The sequence below is a fragment of the Streptomyces griseorubiginosus genome (genome assembly GCF_036345115.1).
Classification (GTDB): domain Bacteria; phylum Actinomycetota; class Actinomycetes; order Streptomycetales; family Streptomycetaceae; genus Streptomyces; species Streptomyces griseorubiginosus_C.
Map to the genome: position 1 here is coordinate 248,634 of NZ_CP107766.1, position 18,294 is coordinate 266,927.

Here is an 18,294-nt window from a genome sequence, read left to right on the forward strand (position 1 = left end):
ATCGGCCCCACACGAACGGAGAGCGGATGGATGTGGACCTGCCACAGACGGTCGCCGAGGTCACGGCGGCCTTCGCCGGCTACGAGGAGGCCCTGGTCACCGACGACCACGAAGGCGTCACCGGGTACTTCTGGACCTCACCCGACACGGTCCGCTTCGGTATCGCCGATCGGCAGGCCGGGATCGAGGAAATCCGGGCCTGGCGACGGCAACAACCGCCGCTTCCTCCGGGCCGAAAACTCTTCGACACCAGAATCAGCACGTTCGGGACCGACCACGCGGTGGTCACCACGCTGTTCGCCTACCCCGGGGGCACCGCCGTCGGCCGCCAGACGCAGTCGTGGACACGGTTCCCCGTAGGCTGGCGCATTGTCAGCGCCCATGTGTCGGAGGTGCCGGACGAGACCTCCCGGCCGGGCACGTGAAGGACCTTGGCGACCATGCCGACGAGACAGCCCGCCTGACACCTCCCGGGGACGGTGGCCGGATCGCCCCGGGAGCGTAGGGGCGTTTTCGTCGGACGCCACCTGCCCCACGCCATACGTGAGAACACCCGTGTCCCGGCTTTCCGCCATCGGGTACCCGTGGCGGTACCGAGACAGGTACCTTGGGTGCATGCCCGCACTCAACGTGGAATTCAGCGAAGAAGAGATGGCTCGTCTGCGTGCCCGTGCGGCTCTGGCGGGGCGGAGTCTGAAGCAGCACGTGCACGACGTGACGGTGGAGGAGGCCGACCGGCTTGCCTTCGTCGAAGGAGCCGTCGCCGAAGCAACCCGCATCCTGCCCGGGGTCGCGGCCCACTTCCCTGAAGGGCTGCGGTGAGTCCTGTCATCCGGGTCGACGCCGGCTGGGTGCTGCAGATCCAGTCCGCGATCTCCCCACTGAACGTGCCGATCGCGGACTGGGGCGCCTTGGGGTTCATGGCCGACCGGCACAAGTTCGAGCGGGAACGCGGCGTCCTGTACTACGAGGAGCCCGCCGCCCGGGCCGCGACTTTTCTGCACACCGCGCTGCTGCTGCGGCCCTTCACCGACTACAACCTGGTCATCGGCTGGGCCTGCACCAGCCAGTACATGCACGTCTCCAGCCAGCCGGTGCAGGCCAAGGACGATGACCTGTACGAACTCGCCCAAGCCGTCCGTGCGCAGGAAGCCGACCTGCGCACGATCGCACAGCGGCTGGAGTCCTGGCGCAGCGAGTGATACCGACGGGCGCTCCAGTCATCTCTCGGGGCTCTGGAGGGGGCGGATCGCTTTCCCGACCACGACGGTGTTCACTCCGCGTCGCGTGAGAGTCCAGGCGCGTGCTGCCATCTCTCCAACGGCTCGTCAGGGATGAGGCGCCCGCTCCCGGTCACTGCGCACGCGCGCCTGCCAGGGCTTCAGCGGCGCGCCGCCGACCGGCGCGGAAGCGGCGCAGGTAGGACCGCGCCATGGGGCCCGGGGGTACGCCGCGGGCGAAAGCGCGCATGTTGCGTTCGCCCGCGTTGTATCCCAGGGCGAGGAGTTCGTCGCGGGTGTACCGGCGCACGTGGCGCGCCGGAAGCCTGTCCTCGAGGTTGTTCAGGTGAAGCGCCGCGGCGCGGATGGCGAAGGCGGGGTCGTCCCGCAGATCCTGCCAATGCCCGGACAGGCCATGTGTCCGTCGTACCTGCTCGAAGGCCGCCCGGTGCATGTTGGCCAATCCGAAGGACGCCTCCGGCTTCCACCACTGCCACAGCCGCTCCAGCAGCGGATGGTGGGGCTTGTACGCCTCGTTGAAGAGGACGCCCATCACCAGTCGAGGAGAGACGCCGGCATCCTCGGCACTGCGCACCACCGCGTCGGCGTAGTCGGCGGGGTCGTAGCCACCGGGCCGCAGCGGCGGCACCCGGACGCTGTCACTGTCCATGCACCTGCATGTGCCCTCAAGATCCCGCCGCAATCCCGCCCGGCGTGTGCTCGGAGCAACACATCCGGGTGCCTGGCGATGAACCCCCCAGCGTCCTGCTGAGACACAGGCTCGGATCGCACCAAGTTCCCTCGACGTCCGCCGGACTGCCACGCACCGATTTTCACGCCCACGGGGTGGAGCCGTCAGGCAGAGGTCCGCGGCGGTGATGCCCGTCGAGGTGTCCAGGGGCTTCTCCACCACCTCGCTCCGGTGGCCGTCCGGGCCGGTGAGCCGGGCTGTCTGCGGGTCGTGTGGGCCGCCCGGGACCGGACAGGCCCCGGGCTCAGGCCGCCAAGGTCGCCCGGCATCCCCGGCTCCGCCCGCTCAGGGTGCCTCCTCGACCGCGTGGGAGTCGGTCAGGGTGACTGCTCCGCCCGCCGCGATCAGACCGACGACCACTGCGAGTACGCCGTAGATGATCCGCTCGCCATGGATGAAGGACTGCACGAGGTCGCCGTTCCAGATGCCGGCGGGCAGCTGAGTGGTGACCATTGCCGCGATCAGGGTTCCGGTAACGGCGGTGCCGACGCTCGTGCCGACCTCCTGAGCGGTGTCGTTGAGCGCCGCGGCGATCGAGGTGCGGTTCTCCGGCATGGCGTCGACCAGGGCGATAGCGCAGATGGTCATGACGGTGCGCAGCCCGATGGTCATCACGACCATGGCGGCGGCGATAGCGGCGTATCCGTGGTCGACGCCCCAGGCGAGGCCGGCGAGCGCGCCGGCCAGGCAGGCCGCGCCGACCAGGCAGGCGATGCGGTGGCCGAACTTCTTGGCGAGCGTTTCCGACAGGGGGGTCGCGACGATCATCGTGATGATGATCGGCAGGTTCGCCAGGCCGGCCCGCACGGGGCTCCATCCGTAGGCGTACTGGAAGTGGAGGATGAGCCCGAACATCACGCCGGCCATCGCGATGGACGTTCCGATCTGGGCGATGGCGGCGCCGCGGACGGTCCCGCTGGAGAAGACGTCGAGGTCCAGCATGGGCGCAGCGCTGCGGCGCTCGTGCCGTACGAACCCTAGGCCCGCGGCCACGGCTCCGGCGATCGACGCGAGCGTGACGGCGGAGAGCCAGCCGTGCTCCACGCCACTGGTCAGCGCGTAACAGGCGAGGCCGATGGCCAGGACACTCAGGACGGCTCCCGGCAGGTCGAGCCTGTCGTCCGTGAGGTCCTGAGGACGGTCGGCGGCGACCCCGAGCCGTACCCCGATGCCGGCGATCAGCGCGATCGGCGCGTTGATCAGCAGGAGCCATTGCCAGCTCACGTGGGCCAGCGCCGTGCCGCCCAGCAGCGGGCCGAGCACGAACCCGGACATGCCGACGACGATCATCAGGGTCATCGCGCGCATCCGCAACGCCTGCTCGTCGAACAGTCTGAAGACGAGCGAGTTGGTGATGGGCGCCATGGCGGCAGCGGCCACGCCGAGCCCGGCGCGCAGTGCTATGAGCTGCCCGGCGGAGTCGACGGCGATGACGCACAGGCTCAGCAGGCCGAACACAGCGAGGCCGATCAGCAACACGCGCCGACGTCCGAGGCGGTCGGCCAGGGATCCCGCGGTGAGCAGGAGGCCTCCGAACGTGAGCGAGTAGGCACCGGTGACCCACTGCAGGGCGGTGGTGCCGCCGCCGAGGTCGCGGCCGATGGTCGGCAACGCGATCGACAGCAGGGTGTTGTCCACCATCTCGACGAAGAAGGCCAGGCAGAGTGCGGTCAGCGGGATCCAGGCCGCACGCAGGGATGAGTAGGTACGGGTTGAAGCGGGCTCGGCAGTGGTGGTCGCGGTCATGGCCGGCCTCCTCTCGTAGCGTCGCCGGTCGTCGAAGACGCACGTGACGCTAGAACGGGATTCGATAAAGGAACGTCGTTCCATGCTGGAACGGTGTTCGAGCGTAGAACATCGTTCGATGGAAGGGCAAGCTTGTGGTTGGATGGCTGTATGCCACGCCCGCGACCACGCACTTCCACCGAGGCCTCCCCCCGGGGCCGCCAACGGGCCTCGCACTCCATGGAGGCGGTCCTCAGTGCGGCCGTGGCCCTGCTCGACGAAGCGGGCCAGTCGGCCCTGACCTTCCGCGCCCTCGCCGCCCGGCTCGGCACCGGCGTCGGGACCATCTACTGGTACGTCTCCAGCAAGGACGAACTGGTCGACCGCGCCACCGACCACGTGATCGGCGGCATCCTGACCGCCGTCGAAGAACAGACGCAGAGCGACGACCCGATCGCCGACCTGCGGGAGATGGCCATCACCCTCTTCGACGCCATGATCGACCGGCCGTGGCTGTCGGCCTACTTCATGCGCAACACCGACGTCCAGGGGCACTCACTACGGCTGTACGAGAAACTCGGCCAACAGACCCTGCGCCTCGACCTCACACCGCGGCAGCGCTTCCACGCCGTGTCAGCGATCCTCGGCGTCGTGGTCGGCACAGCCGCCGACCTGGGCGCGGAACCCCCGCAGGAAGTGCTGGACGGCACGGTGAACCGCGTGGAGTTCCTCAACCGCTACGCCGAGTCCTGGCGGAAGCTCGATCCCGCACAGTTCCCGTTCATGCACGAGATCGTCGACGAGTTCGCCGAGCACGACGACAGGGACCAGTTCCTGGCCGCACTGGAGCTGACCCTGGCGGGCCTGCGCCTCCAGGCAGGAACTCCTTAGCCTTTTGACCATCTCGCCGAAGGTGCGGAGCCGACAGACCCGGCGCCGGCTGGCGAAGGTGCGGCAGGAGAGTCTGGTCGACCGCGTCACCCGGCCTCGGGAGGGGCGTACGCGGGTGTGGTTCGCCGCCCCAGCTGAAGCCGTCCCGGTACCCGAAGACGTTGGCCCCGTCGGCCGCGAAGTCCTGGTGCGACAGCAGCCGGACGCCAGGGACTTCGCCCAGTTCCCTTTCGTACGCGGCGAGTTCGGCCCGCCAGTCGTCCTCGCTCACGGCATACACCGTGACGGCGCGACATGCACCCGCGGCCTGCCGAAGGGGAACTCCCAGCGGCCCGGCGCGTTCACGCCGGTGTCCCGCAGCCGCTCGGCGCGGGCGGCCGTCCCGGCGCGGAAGTTGGCCGGGAAGCAGGCCGGCGGCGTCTCCGGCAGCCTCAGCGCGACCAGACCCTGGTAGCCGACGGCGAGGGCCAGCCAGCCCGGACCGCCCCGGCTGCCTGGTGCTCGTCCTGGACGTGGTGAGCAAGGGACGGCTGACCGGTCTCGTCGCCGGCACCAAGACCCGCGTCCCCGCCTTCAAGCCTGACCTGTCCACCGACCATGTGACGCTCGGCAAGCACAAGGGCCGACGCCACCAACGTCACGCTCAAGACCAACGTCTTCGCTGCCGGGCTGACCGTCGGAACGGCCAACACGCACCCCACCTTCTGACCCACTCGACGCACGTGGCCGCAGGCGGTGCCGCCCCCATGGCTCCGCCTGCACCATTCGTGCTCGCGGGAGCGGAAACCGTCAGCGCCGACCGAACGCCGACCGAACACGGGCGGCAACGCCGCCGTGTCGGGCTGCCGGTCGTGCAGAGTGCGCTGAGCCTGCCGACCTGGACCCCGACTCGCACGTTCACCGGCACGCCTTGCTCTGCACACCCCGCCACCCGCCTCTCCACCATGACGGGACAACTCGGCACCACCGCGCGCCGGCGGGTTCTTCATAGGCCTCGCACAAAGAAATGGCCGATCGGATGAAACCATCTCCTCCGGACCGGCGGAATACCTCCCCACACAGACCCGAGAAGTCCCCGATCGGAAGGGAAATCCGCCATGACCAGTCGTGTTGTGGGTGCGACCGTGGCCGCCGGATTCGCCGTTGCGCTGTCCGTCACCGCCGGGTCACCAGCACTGGCGCAGCAGCAGAACAGGGGTGATCAGGCCTCGGTGTCGGTACTGCACGGCATACCGGGCCTGACGGTCGACGTCTACGCCGGAGACAAGGAACTGATCCCCGACTTCGAGCCCGGCACCCTGACGGACTCCATGAAGCTCGACGCGGGCTCCTACGACATCAAGGTCTTCAAAGACGGTGAAGGCCCTGATGGCACGCCGGCCATCGAGAAGACAGTCGACGTACCCGCAGGAGTCAGCGCCACCCTGGTCGCGCACCTGACGGCCGAGGGCAAGCCTGCGCTGGACGCCTTCGTCAACGACGTGTCCAAGGTCCCCGCGGGCAAGGCCCGGCTGACCGTCCGCCATGTCGCTGCCGCACCCGCGGTCGACGTGCGCGCCGGCGGGACGCCGGTGTTCAAGGACCTCGTCAACCCCAAGGAGGCCAAGGGCGAGGTCGACGCAGGCACGGTGTCCGCCGACGTCGTACTGGCCGGGAGCGACACCGTGGCGATCGGTCCGGCCGATCTCGATCTGGCCGAGGGCACGAACACGGTGGTGTACGCCTGGGGCAGCGCCGACGACAAGAACCTTCAGCTGAAGACGCAGAGCCTGACCGGCATGCACTCGGCGCCAGGCGGTGTTCCGGCCGGCGAGACCGGTGCGGCCGAGGCCGCGACCCACAACGAGGGCATCCCCCTCGGCGCCCTTTCCTTGGGCGCGGTGTCCGCGTTGGGCGCCGCGGGACTGCTGTATCGGCTGCGGTCGTCGGCTCGCTAGAGCACTCGTCCAGTGGGGGTGCTGTCAGCGCTGGTCGGCAGCACCCCGTCGTCGTTCGCCGTGAAGAGGTCGTACTGCATGAGCAAACCCTCGCCACGCCATCTGATGCATACCGGGTTGGTCGTCGCGCTGTTGGGGCTCGCTGTCTCCGCGTTGACCATCATCGGCACCTGGCCCGGACGGTCCGGGGCCGGTGGCAAGGACTTCGGTCCCCTGGCGGGCAGCCGCTCGCCGGCCGGCCTCGGGAAGGTGACATCGCAACTGTCCACACCTTCCGGGAACTTCAGCGTCCCGACGACTGCGGCTCGGGTGGCCGCGCCGTCCTCGCTGTCACTGCCGCGACTCGGTGTCCGTGCGGTGATCGAAGCGGTGGGCGTCTCGGCCGATGGGCAGGCGGAGGTTCCGGAGGACCCACAGCGGGTCGGCTGGTACCGCTTCTCTCCCGCACCGGGATCGGCCGAAGGATCGTCCGTCGTCGTGGGGCACGTCGATTCCGACGGTCGCGGCCTGGGCGTCCTGGTCGCTCTCAACGACGTCCGCCGAGGCGATCGCGTAGTGGTGGTCCGCAAGGACGGGAAAAAGGTCGCCTACCGGGTCGCATCACGCCGCACGGTGAGCAAGAAGGACCTGGCGACTTCGGGAGCATTCCGCAGAGACGGACCAGCGGTCCTGACCTTGATCACCTGTACTGGCCCCTATCGCCCCGACGAGGGCGGATATCAGAACAATCTGGTCGTCACGGCCGTGGGGGCACCGACGTGAGCACAATATGGGGCGGCTCACAGGTTCTGGCGGCTAGCGTGGCGTCCGTGAAGTCCCCTTCCGACGACGACCTGGGCCATGGCTTCGCCGAGGGCGACGAGTCGTGCCTCAACGAGGCGTACCGGCGCTGGGGTGCACTGCTCTTCACCGTGGCCCTGCGGAGGCTGGGCGATCCGGAGGAGGCGAAGGACGTCACCCAGCAGGTCTTCGTGGGAGCGTGGCGAGGCCGCGAGAACTACGATCCGAAGCGTGGATCGCTCAAGGCATGGCTCATGGGCGTCACCCACAAGAAGGTGGCCGACCAGCTCACCCGACGCTCTCGCCACCTCAGAGACGTCCAAGCAGTGACCACACAAGCTGCCGCAAGCAGCCCTCAGCAGGACGGCGCGGCAGATTCCGTGCTGGACTTCGTGTTGCTGACGGACGAGTTGGAAAAGCTTCCCGAACAGCAACGGACTGTGCTCAAAATGGCGTTCTACGAGGATCTCACTCAGGCGCAGATCGCACAGCGCACAGGACTGCCGCTGGGCACCGTCAAGAGCAACACGCGGCGCGGGCTGCTGCGCATGAAGAACCGGTTGGAGGTGGACGGTGGAGCACACGGATGAGGAGACACTCGCGCTGATGGCGATCGGGGAGAGCCCGTCCGCTCCCGACGACGAGCACGTGCGCACGTGTGCCCGTTGCTCACGGGAACTCCAAGCCCTCAGTCACGTGGCCTCGACGATGAAGGCGCCCGGACCCGACGAGCGCGATCTGCTCACTCCACCCGCAGACCTGTGGGACTCGATCGCGAGCGAACTGCACCTGTCCACACAGTCCCGCCTCGTCCCGGCCGAGAGCGACCTCCCGGAGACTGCGGTTTCGCACCCCGGCGACGACAGCCGCCCGAAGCGGCCGAAGGCCCGGCGGCTGGGCCGCTTCAGCGTGGCACTCGCCGCCTGCGCCGCACTTCTGGGGGCAGCGGCGGGCAGCACCATCACGTGGTGGATCACCCGCGACAACTCCAGCGTGTCCGCCGTCGACGGCAGGCGCCTGGACTCGCTCCAGGCGAGCTCGGCAGGATACGCCCGGCTCAGCGGCAACGATGGACATCGCCTCCTCAAGATCACAGTCGAGGGACTCCCCAAGACCTCCGGTTACTTCGAGGTATGGCTGATGGACCGTTCCCACACCAAGCTCGTCTCCATGGGAGTGCTCGGCCCTGACGGCAGCGCCACACTGCCGGTGCCGGACAACATCGACCTGCGCGAATACTCCGTGGTCGACGTCTCCGTTCAGCCCTACAACGGCAAGCCCGACCACTCGGGAGACAGCCTCGTCCGCGGCCCCTACGCCGGCTGATCACGGTTGGTCAGCCGTTCAGAGGTGTATACGCCGCCGCCCAGCACCGTGACGCTGTCGCATTGCCGGGCAAGGCCGGAGTTGCGCCAGATCTGGGCGTCGGGCTGGCGGGGGCCCCGTGGTGCCTGCCGCTAGCGGATCGCGTGCTGCCAGTGCCGGGGTTGTCGATCGTGGACGACGCACGTGCAGGTCACCATCGATGCAGACACCAGGTGGCCACTGCCCGCCCGACCCCGGGCAACCAAAGACCGTCGCCACCCCCCGTTCGAACTGCCGCATCCGCAAACCCGTGAACGGCTCCACCCACAACGGATCAGCCCTCAACACCCCACGCAGATAAAGGAGATGCCAAGATCAGAGCCGACTGGATCGGCTGGGCTGTCAAGGAGTCCGTTCCTTCTCCGCCTACTTGAGCCCGCCGAGACGGAGAGCATCCGTCATGTCGCTGAGCTTCGCGGAGGACAGGACCCCCGCCTGGTTGATCAGGTCGTCCCGGGACAGTGTGGTCAGCCAGGTGCAAGGGGCTCCTACGGCCACTTCGACTCCCAGACCACTGATGTCGACGCCAGCCGGAGCGACGACCTGCATCGCCCGGAACCCCCGCGACTCGTCACCCGACAGGACCACGACCGGCCGCCGCTCGTCGCACTCGACCCACCGGACTTCGCCGCGTTGCACATGTCCTCCTGCCACGGGACTGCCGCCATGCCAACGGCTCGGGACGCGCGCCCGGCGTGTTGGGGTGATCCTGGAGGGGTGAGGGGTGTCCCAGCCGGGGTGTTCCCGGCGGCCTACGCCGGTTCCGGCCGTCGGGCCGTGCGTGTGGCCCTTGCCGCTGCGGTCGGCTTCTACCTCTTCCGTTACGGGCTCGACAGTCCCGTCGCGGCCACATACGCCCTGTTCGGCGCGGTGGCTCTGGGCGGGCTCTCGCGGATCCCGGGGACCGGACGGCAGCGCGCCGCGATCATGGTGCGGGTGCTTCCGGTGTGCTGGGTCCTGGTGATCGTCGGCACCTGGCTCTCGGTACGCACGTGGAGCGCCGTCGCCGGGATGCTGGCGGTCGGCTTCGCGCTGGCCTTCTCCGCCGTGGGTGGACCGCGCCCGGCGGGCGTGGCACCGGGGCTCCAGCTGCTGTACATCCTGCCGTCGTTCCCGCCCTACGATCCCGGCTCGCTCGACGAGCGGCTCCTCGGTACGACGACCGGGCTGGTGCTGCTGATCGCCGCCGAGGCGCTGATCTTTCCCGAGCCCTCCCCGACGCCGTACCGGGAGCGGACGGCTCGCGCCGCAGAAACGGCGGCCCACTGCGCGCGAACCCTGACCGTGGGGCCGTATGTCCTCAAGCCCGCGGACCGCAACGCGGCGGAAGAGGCAAGCCGGGGGCTGCGGTCGCTGATGGTGCCCGAGGCGGAGCGTCCGGCCGGTCCCGGTGTGCGGGTGCGGGCGCTCGCCCACACCGGCCTCGCCGTCCGCACGCTGCTCAATCGGCTGGCGCGGCTGACCGGCCCGTCCCGGGCACCGCAGGAGCGCGAGGTGGCGGACGTGCTGCGTGCGGCGGCGGGTCTCGCCACTGCGACGGCGCAGTGTCTGCGCGCAGGGACCCCGCTGCTGGAGTCGTCCGAGGAGCTGTCCTCGGCTCGTGCCGCGCTGTCGGCCCTGTCCGCGGGGACGTCCGGCTCGGGGGCTGGTTGCCCGTCCGGATTCGGGCCCGCGGTGCTGCGCAGGCATGCGGCCGTGCTGGAGATCGCGGATGCCGCGCTGGCCATGGGGGCGGCGGCCGACCGTGCCGTACGCGGACGGCACGCCGAGGTGGAGGTGGCGCCGGAGCGCTTCTGGTACTCGGGCGTCCCGGCGCCGGTGCTGTGGTGGCACAGGGTCCGCGGCCATGCGGGGCGCCGCTCGGTGTTCTTCCAGAACGCGGTGCGGATCGCGCTTGCCCTTACCGCGGCGCGGCTCGTCGCGGGAATCGACACCCTGCCGCACGGCTTCTGGGCCATGCTCGCCACGCTCAGTCTCACCAGGACCACCCTGGAGGCGACCCGTCACACCATCCGGCTCGCGCTCACGGGAACGCTGGCCGGGGCGCTGCTGACCGCCGGGACACTGACCCTGGTGGGCACCCACACCGACGTCTACGCCGTACTGCTGCCCCTGTGGATGCTGCTCGCCTTCACCGTAGGACCGGTGCGGGGTGTCGGGTGGGCACAGGGGCTGTTCACCGTGCTGGTGGCGCTGGTGTTCGCGCAGCTGGCGCCGTCCACCTGGCAGCTGGCGGAGGTGCGCATGCTCGACGTGCTGATCGGCAGCGCGATCGGCGCTGTGTTCGGGCTCCTCGCGTGGCCGCGGGGCGCGCACGACGAGCTGCGCCGCGCGGCCGCCGAACTGCTGCGCACGGCCGCGGAGGTCGTGGTGGCCACGACCTCGTCGGTCGCGGGCGGCGCCGCCACGGCCGTGCCGACGGCCGCGCCCGGGCAGCGGTCCCTGCACCACGCGGTCGTCCTCGCCGAGTCGGCCTACGCGCAGTTCCAGAGCGAGCCCGCACCGTTCACGGGCGCCGCGCGGGGTCACCCGGCTCGCTCGGTGGACTGGCAGGCGACGCTCATCGCCGGCCACCACACCCTGTGGGGATCCGACCGGCTCCTGGCTCCGCCCGTCACCGAGCTGTCCGCCGCGACAGCCCGGGCGGTGGAGGCGCTCGGCGAACGCATGGCCGGGCGGATGCTGCTGGTCTCCGCGGCCCTGGATCCCGGCGGGGACACCCCGCCCACTGCGGTACCGCGGATCGATCCCGTGTACCCCGAGTTCGACGCCGAACCGGTGGGCGCGCCCCGGCGCTACTACGCCGTGATCGAGTGGCTCGAGTCCCTGGCCGCCGATCTGACACGGATCTCCCGCGGGGCTTCACCGGAGGTGGTCGCCCGTTCGGACGCCGGTGCGGCGGCCGGAGGCAGCGGCTCTCGCGAGCTTGCCTGAGAGAGGCGGCCGTGGTGGGTGAAGTCAGTCGGTCCTCGTGGGGGTGTGCCGGTGCTGCGCGTCCTCGGCGGACAAGGCTCCGGAGGCTGCGGCATCCTCGGCGGAGGAGACTCCGCCGTCTGCGGTGGCCTCGGCCGGGGTGCCGCCCGGGTGCCGTAGCGCGAACAGGAACGCGATCCCCAGGGCGACGGCCATGCCGTAGAAGACCCACTGGTTCGCCTCGGCGAAGTCCATGCGGACCGTGCTGACGAGGTCGCGCATCTGACTGGCCGCCGCACCGGTGCCCGAGGGTGGGCTGGCGTCGCCACTGCCCGTGATGGAGCTGCTGACGTGGTGCGCGGTGTCCCGGGCCTGTTCGGCCGACAGACCCCGCGCCTGCAGGGTGTCCGTCACGTTCGAGCGCGTGACATGGGTGAGCATGGTGCCGAAGACGGCCATGCCCACGCTCGCCGCGTAGTTGCGCACCGTCTGGGTGACGCCCGTGACCTCGCCGTAGGACGGCCCGATCGCACGGTTGACGGCGTCCGTGGAGGCGGGAGCCAGGATGAAGCCGATGCCCGCGCCGGCCAGGGCCGCGTACGGCCACTGGTCGTGCATGGACAGGTCGGTCAGCTTGCCCGCCCACAGGGCGAATCCGACGCAGCCCAGGACACCGCCCGCCTTCAGGGCCGGACGAGCGCCCCGCTGATCGAGGATCCGGCCGCCCCACTGGGAGGCGATGGCGAAGCCCGCGAACACGTACAGCAGGAACAGTGCCGCCTGGTTGGGCGAGGCGCTGAGCGAGACCTGTGCGTACACGGACGCGAAGAAGAACAGCGGGACGAAGGCGAGCATGGCGAAGAACAGCACCACCGCGTCGATGGTGAAGCCCTTGTCCCGGAAGACGCGCAGGTCGATCAGGGGATGGCGGACGCCCCGCTCGTAGCGGACGAAGACGACGAGGATCGCCAGACCGCCCGCGACGCACAGCCAGGTGGCCGGGCTGTCCCAGCCCCAGGTGTAGGCCTGCTGGAAGCCGAGGACACTCAGTCCCATGCCTGCCGCCATGAGAGCGGCGCCCACGATGTCCAGCGTGCCGGTGCGTCTACGGTCGGCGATGTGCGCCATCGCGGTCAGTCCCAGTGCCACCACGGCGACGGGGACGTTGACCCAGAACACCGCGCGCCATGTCCAGGCCGCCGTGAGCCAGCCGCCCAGCAGCGGCCCTACGGCGGTCAGCGCACCGGACAGCCCGAAGAACAGCGCGAGGGCCCGGCCGCGCCGCTCGGCCGGGAACACCGCCACGACCACCGCGAGCGCGGCGGGGAAGAGCAGTGCCGCCCCGACCCCCTGGACAGCCCGGAATCCGATGAGCCAGCCCTGAGCGGCGTCCCCCTTGGGGACACAGCCGCACATCACCGAAGACACGACGAACACCAGCGTGCCGACGACCACGATCCGGCGCGGTCCGTACAGGTCGGCGAGGCGGCCGCCGACGGCGAAGAAGGCGGCCAGCGCCAGGAGATAGGCGTTGATCACCCACTGCATGCCGGACGCGGAGAGGCCCAGCTCCCGGACGATGTCCGGGGCGGCGATCGAGACGATGGTCTGATCGATGAACGTCATCGCCACCGCGAACATCATGGCCGCGAGAGCCAGCGTTTGCTGATGCACCGAGCGAGGGGCCGACGTGGTGTCGGCACCTCCGAGACGTGTAGCACTCACTCTGCCCAGTCTGCCCCCGTCCGGGCGAACCCGCAGAAGCAGAGCCGGGTGAGGCGAGCGTCTGCACCGCAGCGAACGAGCCCCCCGAGTAGGTCGATGGGATTCGCGCGAGCTACGGCCGGGACGGCCATGCGGCAACCCTGCGGGGGGCGAGTCGATGGCCTGTCCGGGTGCGCTTCACGGTGGTTGTGGCTGGATTTCGTCACCGGTGGGTTACAGGTCGGAGTGCGGGAGAACTGCTGGCCTCACCGTTCTGTCTGGTTCGACGGAGGCGGCAAGGAGCCGTGTTCCGGTCAACTGGGAGTCGGGGGACGGCATGCGGTACGTGAACGGAATGCGCGGTTCGGCAATGGTGGTCGTCGTGGCTTCGGCGGCGCTGGGGGTGGCGGGATGTCAGCCCGGTGGGGGCGGTGCGGACGTCGCCAAGGGCATCACCCCGTCCGCGGCCGTGAGTTCAGCGGCCGACTCGTCCACACCCGGCGCCCCGAAGCCCGGCAGCGCCGACTCCGGTTCCTCTACGGCCTCCGGCGCACCGACGCCCTCCGCCTCCCGGCCCGCTCCCGCCGCCTCCACACCGGCGTCGTCCGCACCCGCCCCAGGCGGTTCGGCGGCGACCTGTTCCGCGGGCAGCCTGAAGGCGACCGCCCGTCAGGCCGCCGTACGGCCGTCTGGTACGGGTACCGGGGCGGCCGTCGTCGAGTTCACCAACGTGTCCGGACGGACGTGCGTCCTCAAGGGGCACCCCACGGTGGCCGGCGCCGGAAACGGCTCTCCCGAGATGAACGTGCCGCTCACCGTCAAGCCGACCGGAGCCGCGGCGTCGGTGAAGGTGGCTCCCAGCGGAACGGCGTGGGTGAAGCTGACGTTCGTGCAGGTTCAGGGAGAGGGCGACGGGTACTGCGAGTCCGGTTCGGCGCCCGTCGTGTACCCCACGATGGTCGTCGGGCTGCCGGGGTCCGGGGCACACCAGGTGGCCCTGGACGACGGGCAGTTCGCCGAGTGCGACGACACCGTGACCGTCACCGGCGTATCGGCGGTCAGGCCTTCCTGAGCGTAGTGCCGCCTGCCTGGCGAGCGAAAGGCGCTTGGTCGTGGAACCGGCGTCCGGAGCAGTCGACGCGTCGGCGGGTGGCCTTCGAAGACCGGCGAGACAACTTCCGTCCGAAACTCGACTCTGACGGATATTCACTATGGCAGGTACATGACGAACAGGGATGGCGCGGCATACCATCGCAACGCCCCGGAGGGGCGGTCGACGGCGCGTCCGGCCCCCACCGGACAACCCGTGCCGCTCCTTCGCCCACCCGGTCCCGCCGGGGCCGGACTCCCCCCACGGATGAAGGAGCAGCAATGCCCCTCGGCACTTGGCTCAAGGCAGGCACCTCCGCCACAGCGCTCGTCCTCGCCATGGCGGGCGCCGCGACCGCCGCCCCCGCCGCCGCGCCCGCCGCGCAGGCAGCAACGGTGACCCTTCGCTACGACGACAGCCGCGCCGCAGGCTGGGAGGCCGCGATCGCGGCCGGAGTCGCCTCGTGGAACGCCAACGTGAGCAACGTCCGTCTGGTGGAAGCGGCACCCGGCACCGCGGCCGAGATCGTGATCGTCGCCACCACGGGCTGGCCGCAGGCCACGCTCGGCCCCGTTCGTCCGGGCCGTCAGGTCCGCGTCGAACTCGGCAGCCAGGCCGTGGACCAGGGCTTCAACAAGACCCGGATCGCCGCGCACGAACTCGGGCACAGCCTCGGCCTGCCGGACACCAAGCCCGGCCCCTGTTCACAGCTGATGTCGGGGTCGAGCGCCGGCACGGCCTGCACCAACGCCACACCGAACGCCACCGAGCGCTCCCGCGTGCAGTCCGCCTACGCCGGCGGACTCGCCGCGCTCGCCCCCGCCGACAACCGGATCCTCATCGACGCGCCCTGACCACAGGCATCAGGCGGATGTGCGTCCCGGGGATCTCGACGAGCGCCCCGGGACGCAGGGGCCCGCAAGCGGACGGACGGCGCAGCGCGTCGTCCAGCGGCTCACCGCGCTTACCGGCGCCGGTGCGCGAGGTGCTTAGTGAGCGGCGGATGCATGCGGACCTCTCGCAAGGTGCAGAGCGCTCCGGCTGCCGGGGCCATACCGCGCCATCGCAATTGGCCAGGGCTGGTGCTGGATGCCCGCACCTGTACCCAGGTGCGGCGTACCGGATATCACCAGATGCGCCCCGGCCCCGTGTATGTCGAGGCCGGGTCTCGCCACGATGGAAGCCGTCGCATGCCGTGAATCGACGCCAGCCATCGTCTTCTCCGTGATGGGGTCCAGCCGGGATCCATGTCGCGATATAGCGTTAGTCTTCTTGTCGCGCCGCTGCCTGCGTCGCGCGGGAGACGTTCGACAGGACCAGGACGGAAGTATGCCGGGAGAGATCTCGCCCACCGGGAAACGTGCCGACCCCGACTCGTCACCCGAGCTGAGGGCCTCTCATGCGGACCGGGACCGGGTGGTGGACGTGCTGCGCATAGCGGCGGGGGACGGCCTGCTGACCGCGGACGAGCTGGACGAACGCCTCGAAGTCGCCCTGTCGGCACGCACCGTCAGGGAACTCACCGAACTGACCGCTGACCTGCCGGCCGTGTCCGCTTCGACCGGCACCGCCGTAGCGGAGGTCAAGGACGTACTCCGGATCGAGGGCATTCACAGTGGTGCGGTCAGGCGCGAGGGGCGCTGGGTGGTCCCGCGGAGGCTGGAGCTGGCCACGGCGTGGTGTGAGGTGACGCTCGACTTCACTCAGGCGGTGATCACACAGGACACCTTGCGGATCGACATGAACATGGCGGGCAAGAAACTGACGTTGATCACCAAGCCAGGCATCGTGGTCGATACCGGCGCCCTGAGCCTCGCGCACAGCAAGATCAAGATTCGTCAGGCCCCAGAGCCCGGGACGCCGATCGCACTGCGCGTGGAGTTGGTCGGCACGGCAGCCCACGGCCGCGTCGTGGTGCGGCCCGCACGGCGGACCTTCGGACAGTGGCTCCTGCGCAAATCCACCGCCCTACCCGCAGGCGACTGACTCCATCAGCAAGAACGGGCCGGGGAGCAGAAACAGCGCCGACAATTCCTGCTGACGCAGACCACCAGGGGGGCGAAGGGGCTGCGGGGGCGGTCGCACCATGCCCCGCGTCACTCGGGTGTCCACGCCCTCCACCTGCTTCACGTACGTCATGCGGTCGCCCGGCAGTGGGGTCGGGCGGAACACCGTCGGGTATTCGACCCCGGGCACCGGCACCGGCACCGGCCAGCAGCTCCACCACCCGACCAGCCGAGCAAGGCGCGCCGCACCTCCACGCCCCGCCAGGAGCAGCGACCGTACCGGTTGCACCTGCCCCAGTCCCAACCGGACCGTTGCTGCGGATCGCGCCCACACGCCCCCGCATTCCCCCAGGTCACCGAGTTGTTGCCGCCCCGGAAGAGGGATTGAGCAACAACGTCCGGCAGCTCAGGATCGGAAACGTTCCGCCCCACCCGGCGAGCCGGCGACCCGAATGCGCCGGCCCCGGCAGGGGCCGTTCCTCCGGCGGCACCCGCACACACCGCCGCGTTCCCGATCCGGACAAAGCATCCATAAGGAGCTTATTCGTGCTGACCTGGTTCACCGGGCGTCCGCTTCAACGGGTGCCGATACGCACACTCATCATCACGGTGCTCGTCACCGCCCTGGCCGCCACCCTCCTCGACGCCTCCTTCGGCAGCCGTCTGTCGGACGCGGCCCGGAAGACGTCCACCTCGGTCACGCAGCTCTGCGAGGGGACGGTCGACGCGGTCGAGGCCGCCTACCGCGCACAGGCACGGCCGGTGGCGAACGGGCCCGTCGTCGAGAGCGCGGCCTACGACTCCGGCTCCTCCACGGCCACGGTCTCCCCCACCTCGTACGCTCTCACCGCGCACCAGGTGACGGTCCTCGCCTCGAAGAAGAAGGAGGCCGTCACCGACTGCACGGGCAAGCTGCACAAGGTGACAGAGGCCAAGTGGTCCTACCTGTCGGCGCGGGCGGTGGAGATCGCCGCGGACGCGGTCATCACCATCCTCGGCTCCACGCTGATCTGCTCGCTCACCGGTCCGGCCGGCTGCAAGTGGGGCGTGCGGTTCGCATCCTTCCTCGGCGGGTTCGTCGGCGCGCTGGCCTTCCAGTACCTGACCGACGGCTACCTCAACTGGAAGAGCGTCGGCGGCGCCTTCTTCGACGCGACCGTCTCCATGCTGACCTTCTCAGGACTCGACAAGCTGGACGAGTCCTACGTCGGCAAGGGCGTCCGGGCCACCCTGCAGAGCGCCGGGCAGGCGCTGAAGTCCATCGGCGCCCGCATCGGCAGCGCGGGTCCGAACATGGTCGGCAGCATCAAGAACGCGCTGAACTACATCATGATCCACAACTGGGGTGCCTTCCCGGTCGCCTTCATCGGCGGCGGTTCGATCGAGCCGGTCATCGCCGAGAAGCGCGGCCAGCCGATCGCCGACGGGGTGCAGTTCCGCATCCCCTCCCACGCCTCCGGCAGCGACGTGCACGACGACCTGTACTCGGGCAGCTACAAGACCCCCTACTACAACTGGGACGTCGCCGAGACCCCGCACATCAACAGCGACGGTGCCATCGGCTACCTGATCGGCCAGGGCAGCAAGTGCCTGACCAACACCAGCTACAACGTCGCCCTCACCCCCTGCAACTACAACGACTCCCGCCAGTGGTGGTACGCCGACGGTGACGAGCTCATGTCCTCCAACGGCAAGTGCCTGTCCGAGGACGGCACCCACCAGCAGCGGTGGGCGGTCTCCTGCGACGGACTCACCTACTCCGCCAACCCGGGCAACAAGGACGACCAGTTCCTGATCACCCCGCCCGGCGGCACCTACATCCCGGACACGGTCTTCAACTGGAAGAGCCACATCTCGGTGTACGAGCACGCGTAACCCCCGCGGTACCGTTCCCTGGCCCGGTGACCAACGT

17 protein-coding genes are annotated in these 18,294 nt (G+C 69.9%); 13 read left to right on the plus strand and 4 right to left on the minus strand.

The window, feature by feature from the left end:
- Positions 1 to 26 precede the first annotated feature (26 nt).
- From OHN19_RS01155 to OHN19_RS01165, 3 genes are all read left to right on the plus strand, one after another.
- Entirely contained in the window at positions 27 to 425 is a 399-nt protein-coding gene (locus tag OHN19_RS01155) for an AtzH-like domain-containing protein (protein WP_330262255.1), read from the plus strand.
- Positions 426 to 615: 190 nt separating this feature from the next.
- Complete coding sequence (locus OHN19_RS01160) at positions 616 to 822, plus strand: hypothetical protein (RefSeq protein ID WP_330262256.1); 207 nt, start codon at positions 616 to 618, stop codon at positions 820 to 822.
- Positions 819 to 1,202 carry a hypothetical protein gene (locus OHN19_RS01165; protein WP_330262257.1) on the plus strand — a complete coding sequence of 128 codons (384 nt, stop codon included), beginning with the start codon at positions 819 to 821 and terminating at the stop codon, positions 1,200 to 1,202. The genes OHN19_RS01160 and OHN19_RS01165 overlap by 4 nt, the downstream gene beginning before the upstream one ends.
- 151 nt (positions 1,203 to 1,353) lie before the next feature.
- Here OHN19_RS01165 and OHN19_RS01170 read toward each other — a convergent pair whose 3' ends face one another.
- The gene (locus OHN19_RS01170) at positions 1,354 to 1,890 is read right to left on the minus strand and encodes a transglycosylase SLT domain-containing protein (protein WP_330262258.1); all 537 of its coding nucleotides are present in this window, start codon (positions 1,888 to 1,890) and stop codon (positions 1,354 to 1,356) included.
- A 366-nt stretch (positions 1,891 to 2,256) separates the two neighbouring features.
- A complete protein-coding gene (locus OHN19_RS01175) occupies positions 2,257 to 3,717 on the minus strand; it encodes an MFS transporter (protein WP_330262259.1) in 1,461 nt (486 codons plus the stop codon).
- A gap of 219 nt (positions 3,718 to 3,936) precedes the next feature.
- On the opposite strand from OHN19_RS01175, the gene OHN19_RS01180 reads away from it, so the two are divergent.
- The 5 genes from OHN19_RS01180 (at position 3,937) to OHN19_RS01200 (ending at position 8,630) form a co-directional block, all read left to right on the plus strand.
- Positions 3,937 to 4,587 carry a helix-turn-helix domain-containing protein gene (locus OHN19_RS01180; RefSeq protein WP_330269502.1) on the plus strand — a complete coding sequence of 217 codons (651 nt, stop codon included), beginning with the start codon at positions 3,937 to 3,939 and terminating at the stop codon, positions 4,585 to 4,587.
- A gap of 1,097 nt (positions 4,588 to 5,684) precedes the next feature.
- A complete protein-coding gene (locus OHN19_RS01185) occupies positions 5,685 to 6,524 on the plus strand; it encodes a DUF4397 domain-containing protein (RefSeq protein ID WP_330262260.1) in 840 nt (279 codons plus the stop codon).
- 78 nt (positions 6,525 to 6,602) lie between these two features.
- Complete coding sequence (locus OHN19_RS01190) at positions 6,603 to 7,286, plus strand: class F sortase (RefSeq protein WP_330262261.1); 684 nt, start codon at positions 6,603 to 6,605, stop codon at positions 7,284 to 7,286.
- Between the two features lie 47 nt (positions 7,287 to 7,333).
- Positions 7,334 to 7,894 (plus strand): sigma-70 family RNA polymerase sigma factor, encoded by a 561-nt coding sequence (locus OHN19_RS01195; RefSeq protein WP_330262262.1) that lies wholly within the window; start codon positions 7,334 to 7,336, stop codon positions 7,892 to 7,894.
- The gene (locus OHN19_RS01200) at positions 7,878 to 8,630 is read left to right on the plus strand and encodes an anti-sigma factor (RefSeq protein ID WP_330262263.1); all 753 of its coding nucleotides are present in this window, start codon (positions 7,878 to 7,880) and stop codon (positions 8,628 to 8,630) included. Before OHN19_RS01195 ends, OHN19_RS01200 begins: the two co-directional genes overlap by 17 nt.
- Positions 8,631 to 9,035: 405 nt before the next feature.
- Here the strand turns inward: OHN19_RS01200 and OHN19_RS01205 are convergent, their stop codons facing one another.
- Complete coding sequence (locus tag OHN19_RS01205) at positions 9,036 to 9,308, minus strand: type II toxin-antitoxin system PemK/MazF family toxin (RefSeq protein ID WP_330262264.1); 273 nt, start codon at positions 9,306 to 9,308, stop codon at positions 9,036 to 9,038.
- Between the two features lie 78 nt (positions 9,309 to 9,386).
- On the opposite strand from OHN19_RS01205, the gene OHN19_RS01210 reads away from it, so the two are divergent.
- Complete coding sequence (locus OHN19_RS01210) at positions 9,387 to 11,603, plus strand: FUSC family protein (RefSeq protein ID WP_330262265.1); 2,217 nt, start codon at positions 9,387 to 9,389, stop codon at positions 11,601 to 11,603.
- A 24-nt stretch (positions 11,604 to 11,627) separates the two neighbouring features.
- On the opposite strand, the gene OHN19_RS01215 is transcribed toward OHN19_RS01210, so the two are convergent.
- Positions 11,628 to 13,226, minus strand: a complete 1,599-nt coding sequence (locus tag OHN19_RS01215) for an MFS transporter (RefSeq protein ID WP_330269503.1) — start codon at positions 13,224 to 13,226, stop codon at positions 11,628 to 11,630.
- A 397-nt stretch (positions 13,227 to 13,623) separates the two neighbouring features.
- On the opposite strand from OHN19_RS01215, the gene OHN19_RS01220 reads away from it, so the two are divergent.
- The 4 genes from OHN19_RS01220 to OHN19_RS01240 all read left to right on the plus strand — a co-directional run bounded on the left by OHN19_RS01220 (position 13,624) and on the right by OHN19_RS01240 (position 18,257).
- Complete coding sequence (locus OHN19_RS01220; RefSeq protein ID WP_330262266.1) at positions 13,624 to 14,358, plus strand: DUF4232 domain-containing protein; 735 nt, start codon at positions 13,624 to 13,626, stop codon at positions 14,356 to 14,358.
- Positions 14,359 to 14,657: 299 nt separating this feature from the next.
- The gene (locus OHN19_RS01225) at positions 14,658 to 15,230 is read left to right on the plus strand and encodes a snapalysin family zinc-dependent metalloprotease (RefSeq protein WP_330262267.1); all 573 of its coding nucleotides are present in this window, start codon (positions 14,658 to 14,660) and stop codon (positions 15,228 to 15,230) included.
- Positions 15,231 to 15,705: 475 nt separating this feature from the next.
- The gene (locus OHN19_RS01230) at positions 15,706 to 16,362 is read left to right on the plus strand and encodes a DUF1707 domain-containing protein (protein ID WP_330262268.1); all 657 of its coding nucleotides are present in this window, start codon (positions 15,706 to 15,708) and stop codon (positions 16,360 to 16,362) included.
- A gap of 602 nt (positions 16,363 to 16,964) precedes the next feature.
- Positions 16,965 to 18,257 (plus strand): hypothetical protein, encoded by a 1,293-nt coding sequence (locus OHN19_RS01240; RefSeq protein ID WP_330262269.1) that lies wholly within the window; start codon positions 16,965 to 16,967, stop codon positions 18,255 to 18,257.
- Positions 18,258 to 18,294: the final 37 nt, after the last annotated feature.

What these genes read in the sequence shown, in the direction of transcription:
- OHN19_RS01175 (WP_330262259.1), bottom strand. Translation starts at nt 3,717, where the DNA reads ATGACCGCGACCACCACTGCCGAGCCCGCTTCAACCCGTACCTACTCA.
- OHN19_RS01220 (WP_330262266.1), top strand. Translation starts at nt 13,624, where the DNA reads ATGCGGTACGTGAACGGAATGCGCGGTTCGGCAATGGTGGTCGTCGTG.
- OHN19_RS01225 (WP_330262267.1), top strand. Translation starts at nt 14,658, where the DNA reads ATGCCCCTCGGCACTTGGCTCAAGGCAGGCACCTCCGCCACAGCGCTC.
- OHN19_RS01160 (WP_330262256.1), top strand. Translation starts at nt 616, where the DNA reads ATGCCCGCACTCAACGTGGAATTCAGCGAAGAAGAGATGGCTCGTCTG.
- OHN19_RS01230 (WP_330262268.1), top strand. Translation starts at nt 15,706, where the DNA reads ATGCCGGGAGAGATCTCGCCCACCGGGAAACGTGCCGACCCCGACTCG.
- OHN19_RS01170 (WP_330262258.1), bottom strand. Translation starts at nt 1,890, where the DNA reads ATGGACAGTGACAGCGTCCGGGTGCCGCCGCTGCGGCCCGGTGGCTAC.
- OHN19_RS01215 (WP_330269503.1), bottom strand. Translation starts at nt 13,226, where the DNA reads ATGATGTTCGCGGTGGCGATGACGTTCATCGATCAGACCATCGTCTCG.
- OHN19_RS01185 (WP_330262260.1), top strand. Translation starts at nt 5,685, where the DNA reads ATGACCAGTCGTGTTGTGGGTGCGACCGTGGCCGCCGGATTCGCCGTT.
- OHN19_RS01190 (WP_330262261.1), top strand. Translation starts at nt 6,603, where the DNA reads ATGAGCAAACCCTCGCCACGCCATCTGATGCATACCGGGTTGGTCGTC.
- OHN19_RS01180 (WP_330269502.1), top strand. Translation starts at nt 3,937, where the DNA reads ATGGAGGCGGTCCTCAGTGCGGCCGTGGCCCTGCTCGACGAAGCGGGC.
- OHN19_RS01155 (WP_330262255.1), top strand. Translation starts at nt 27, where the DNA reads ATGGATGTGGACCTGCCACAGACGGTCGCCGAGGTCACGGCGGCCTTC.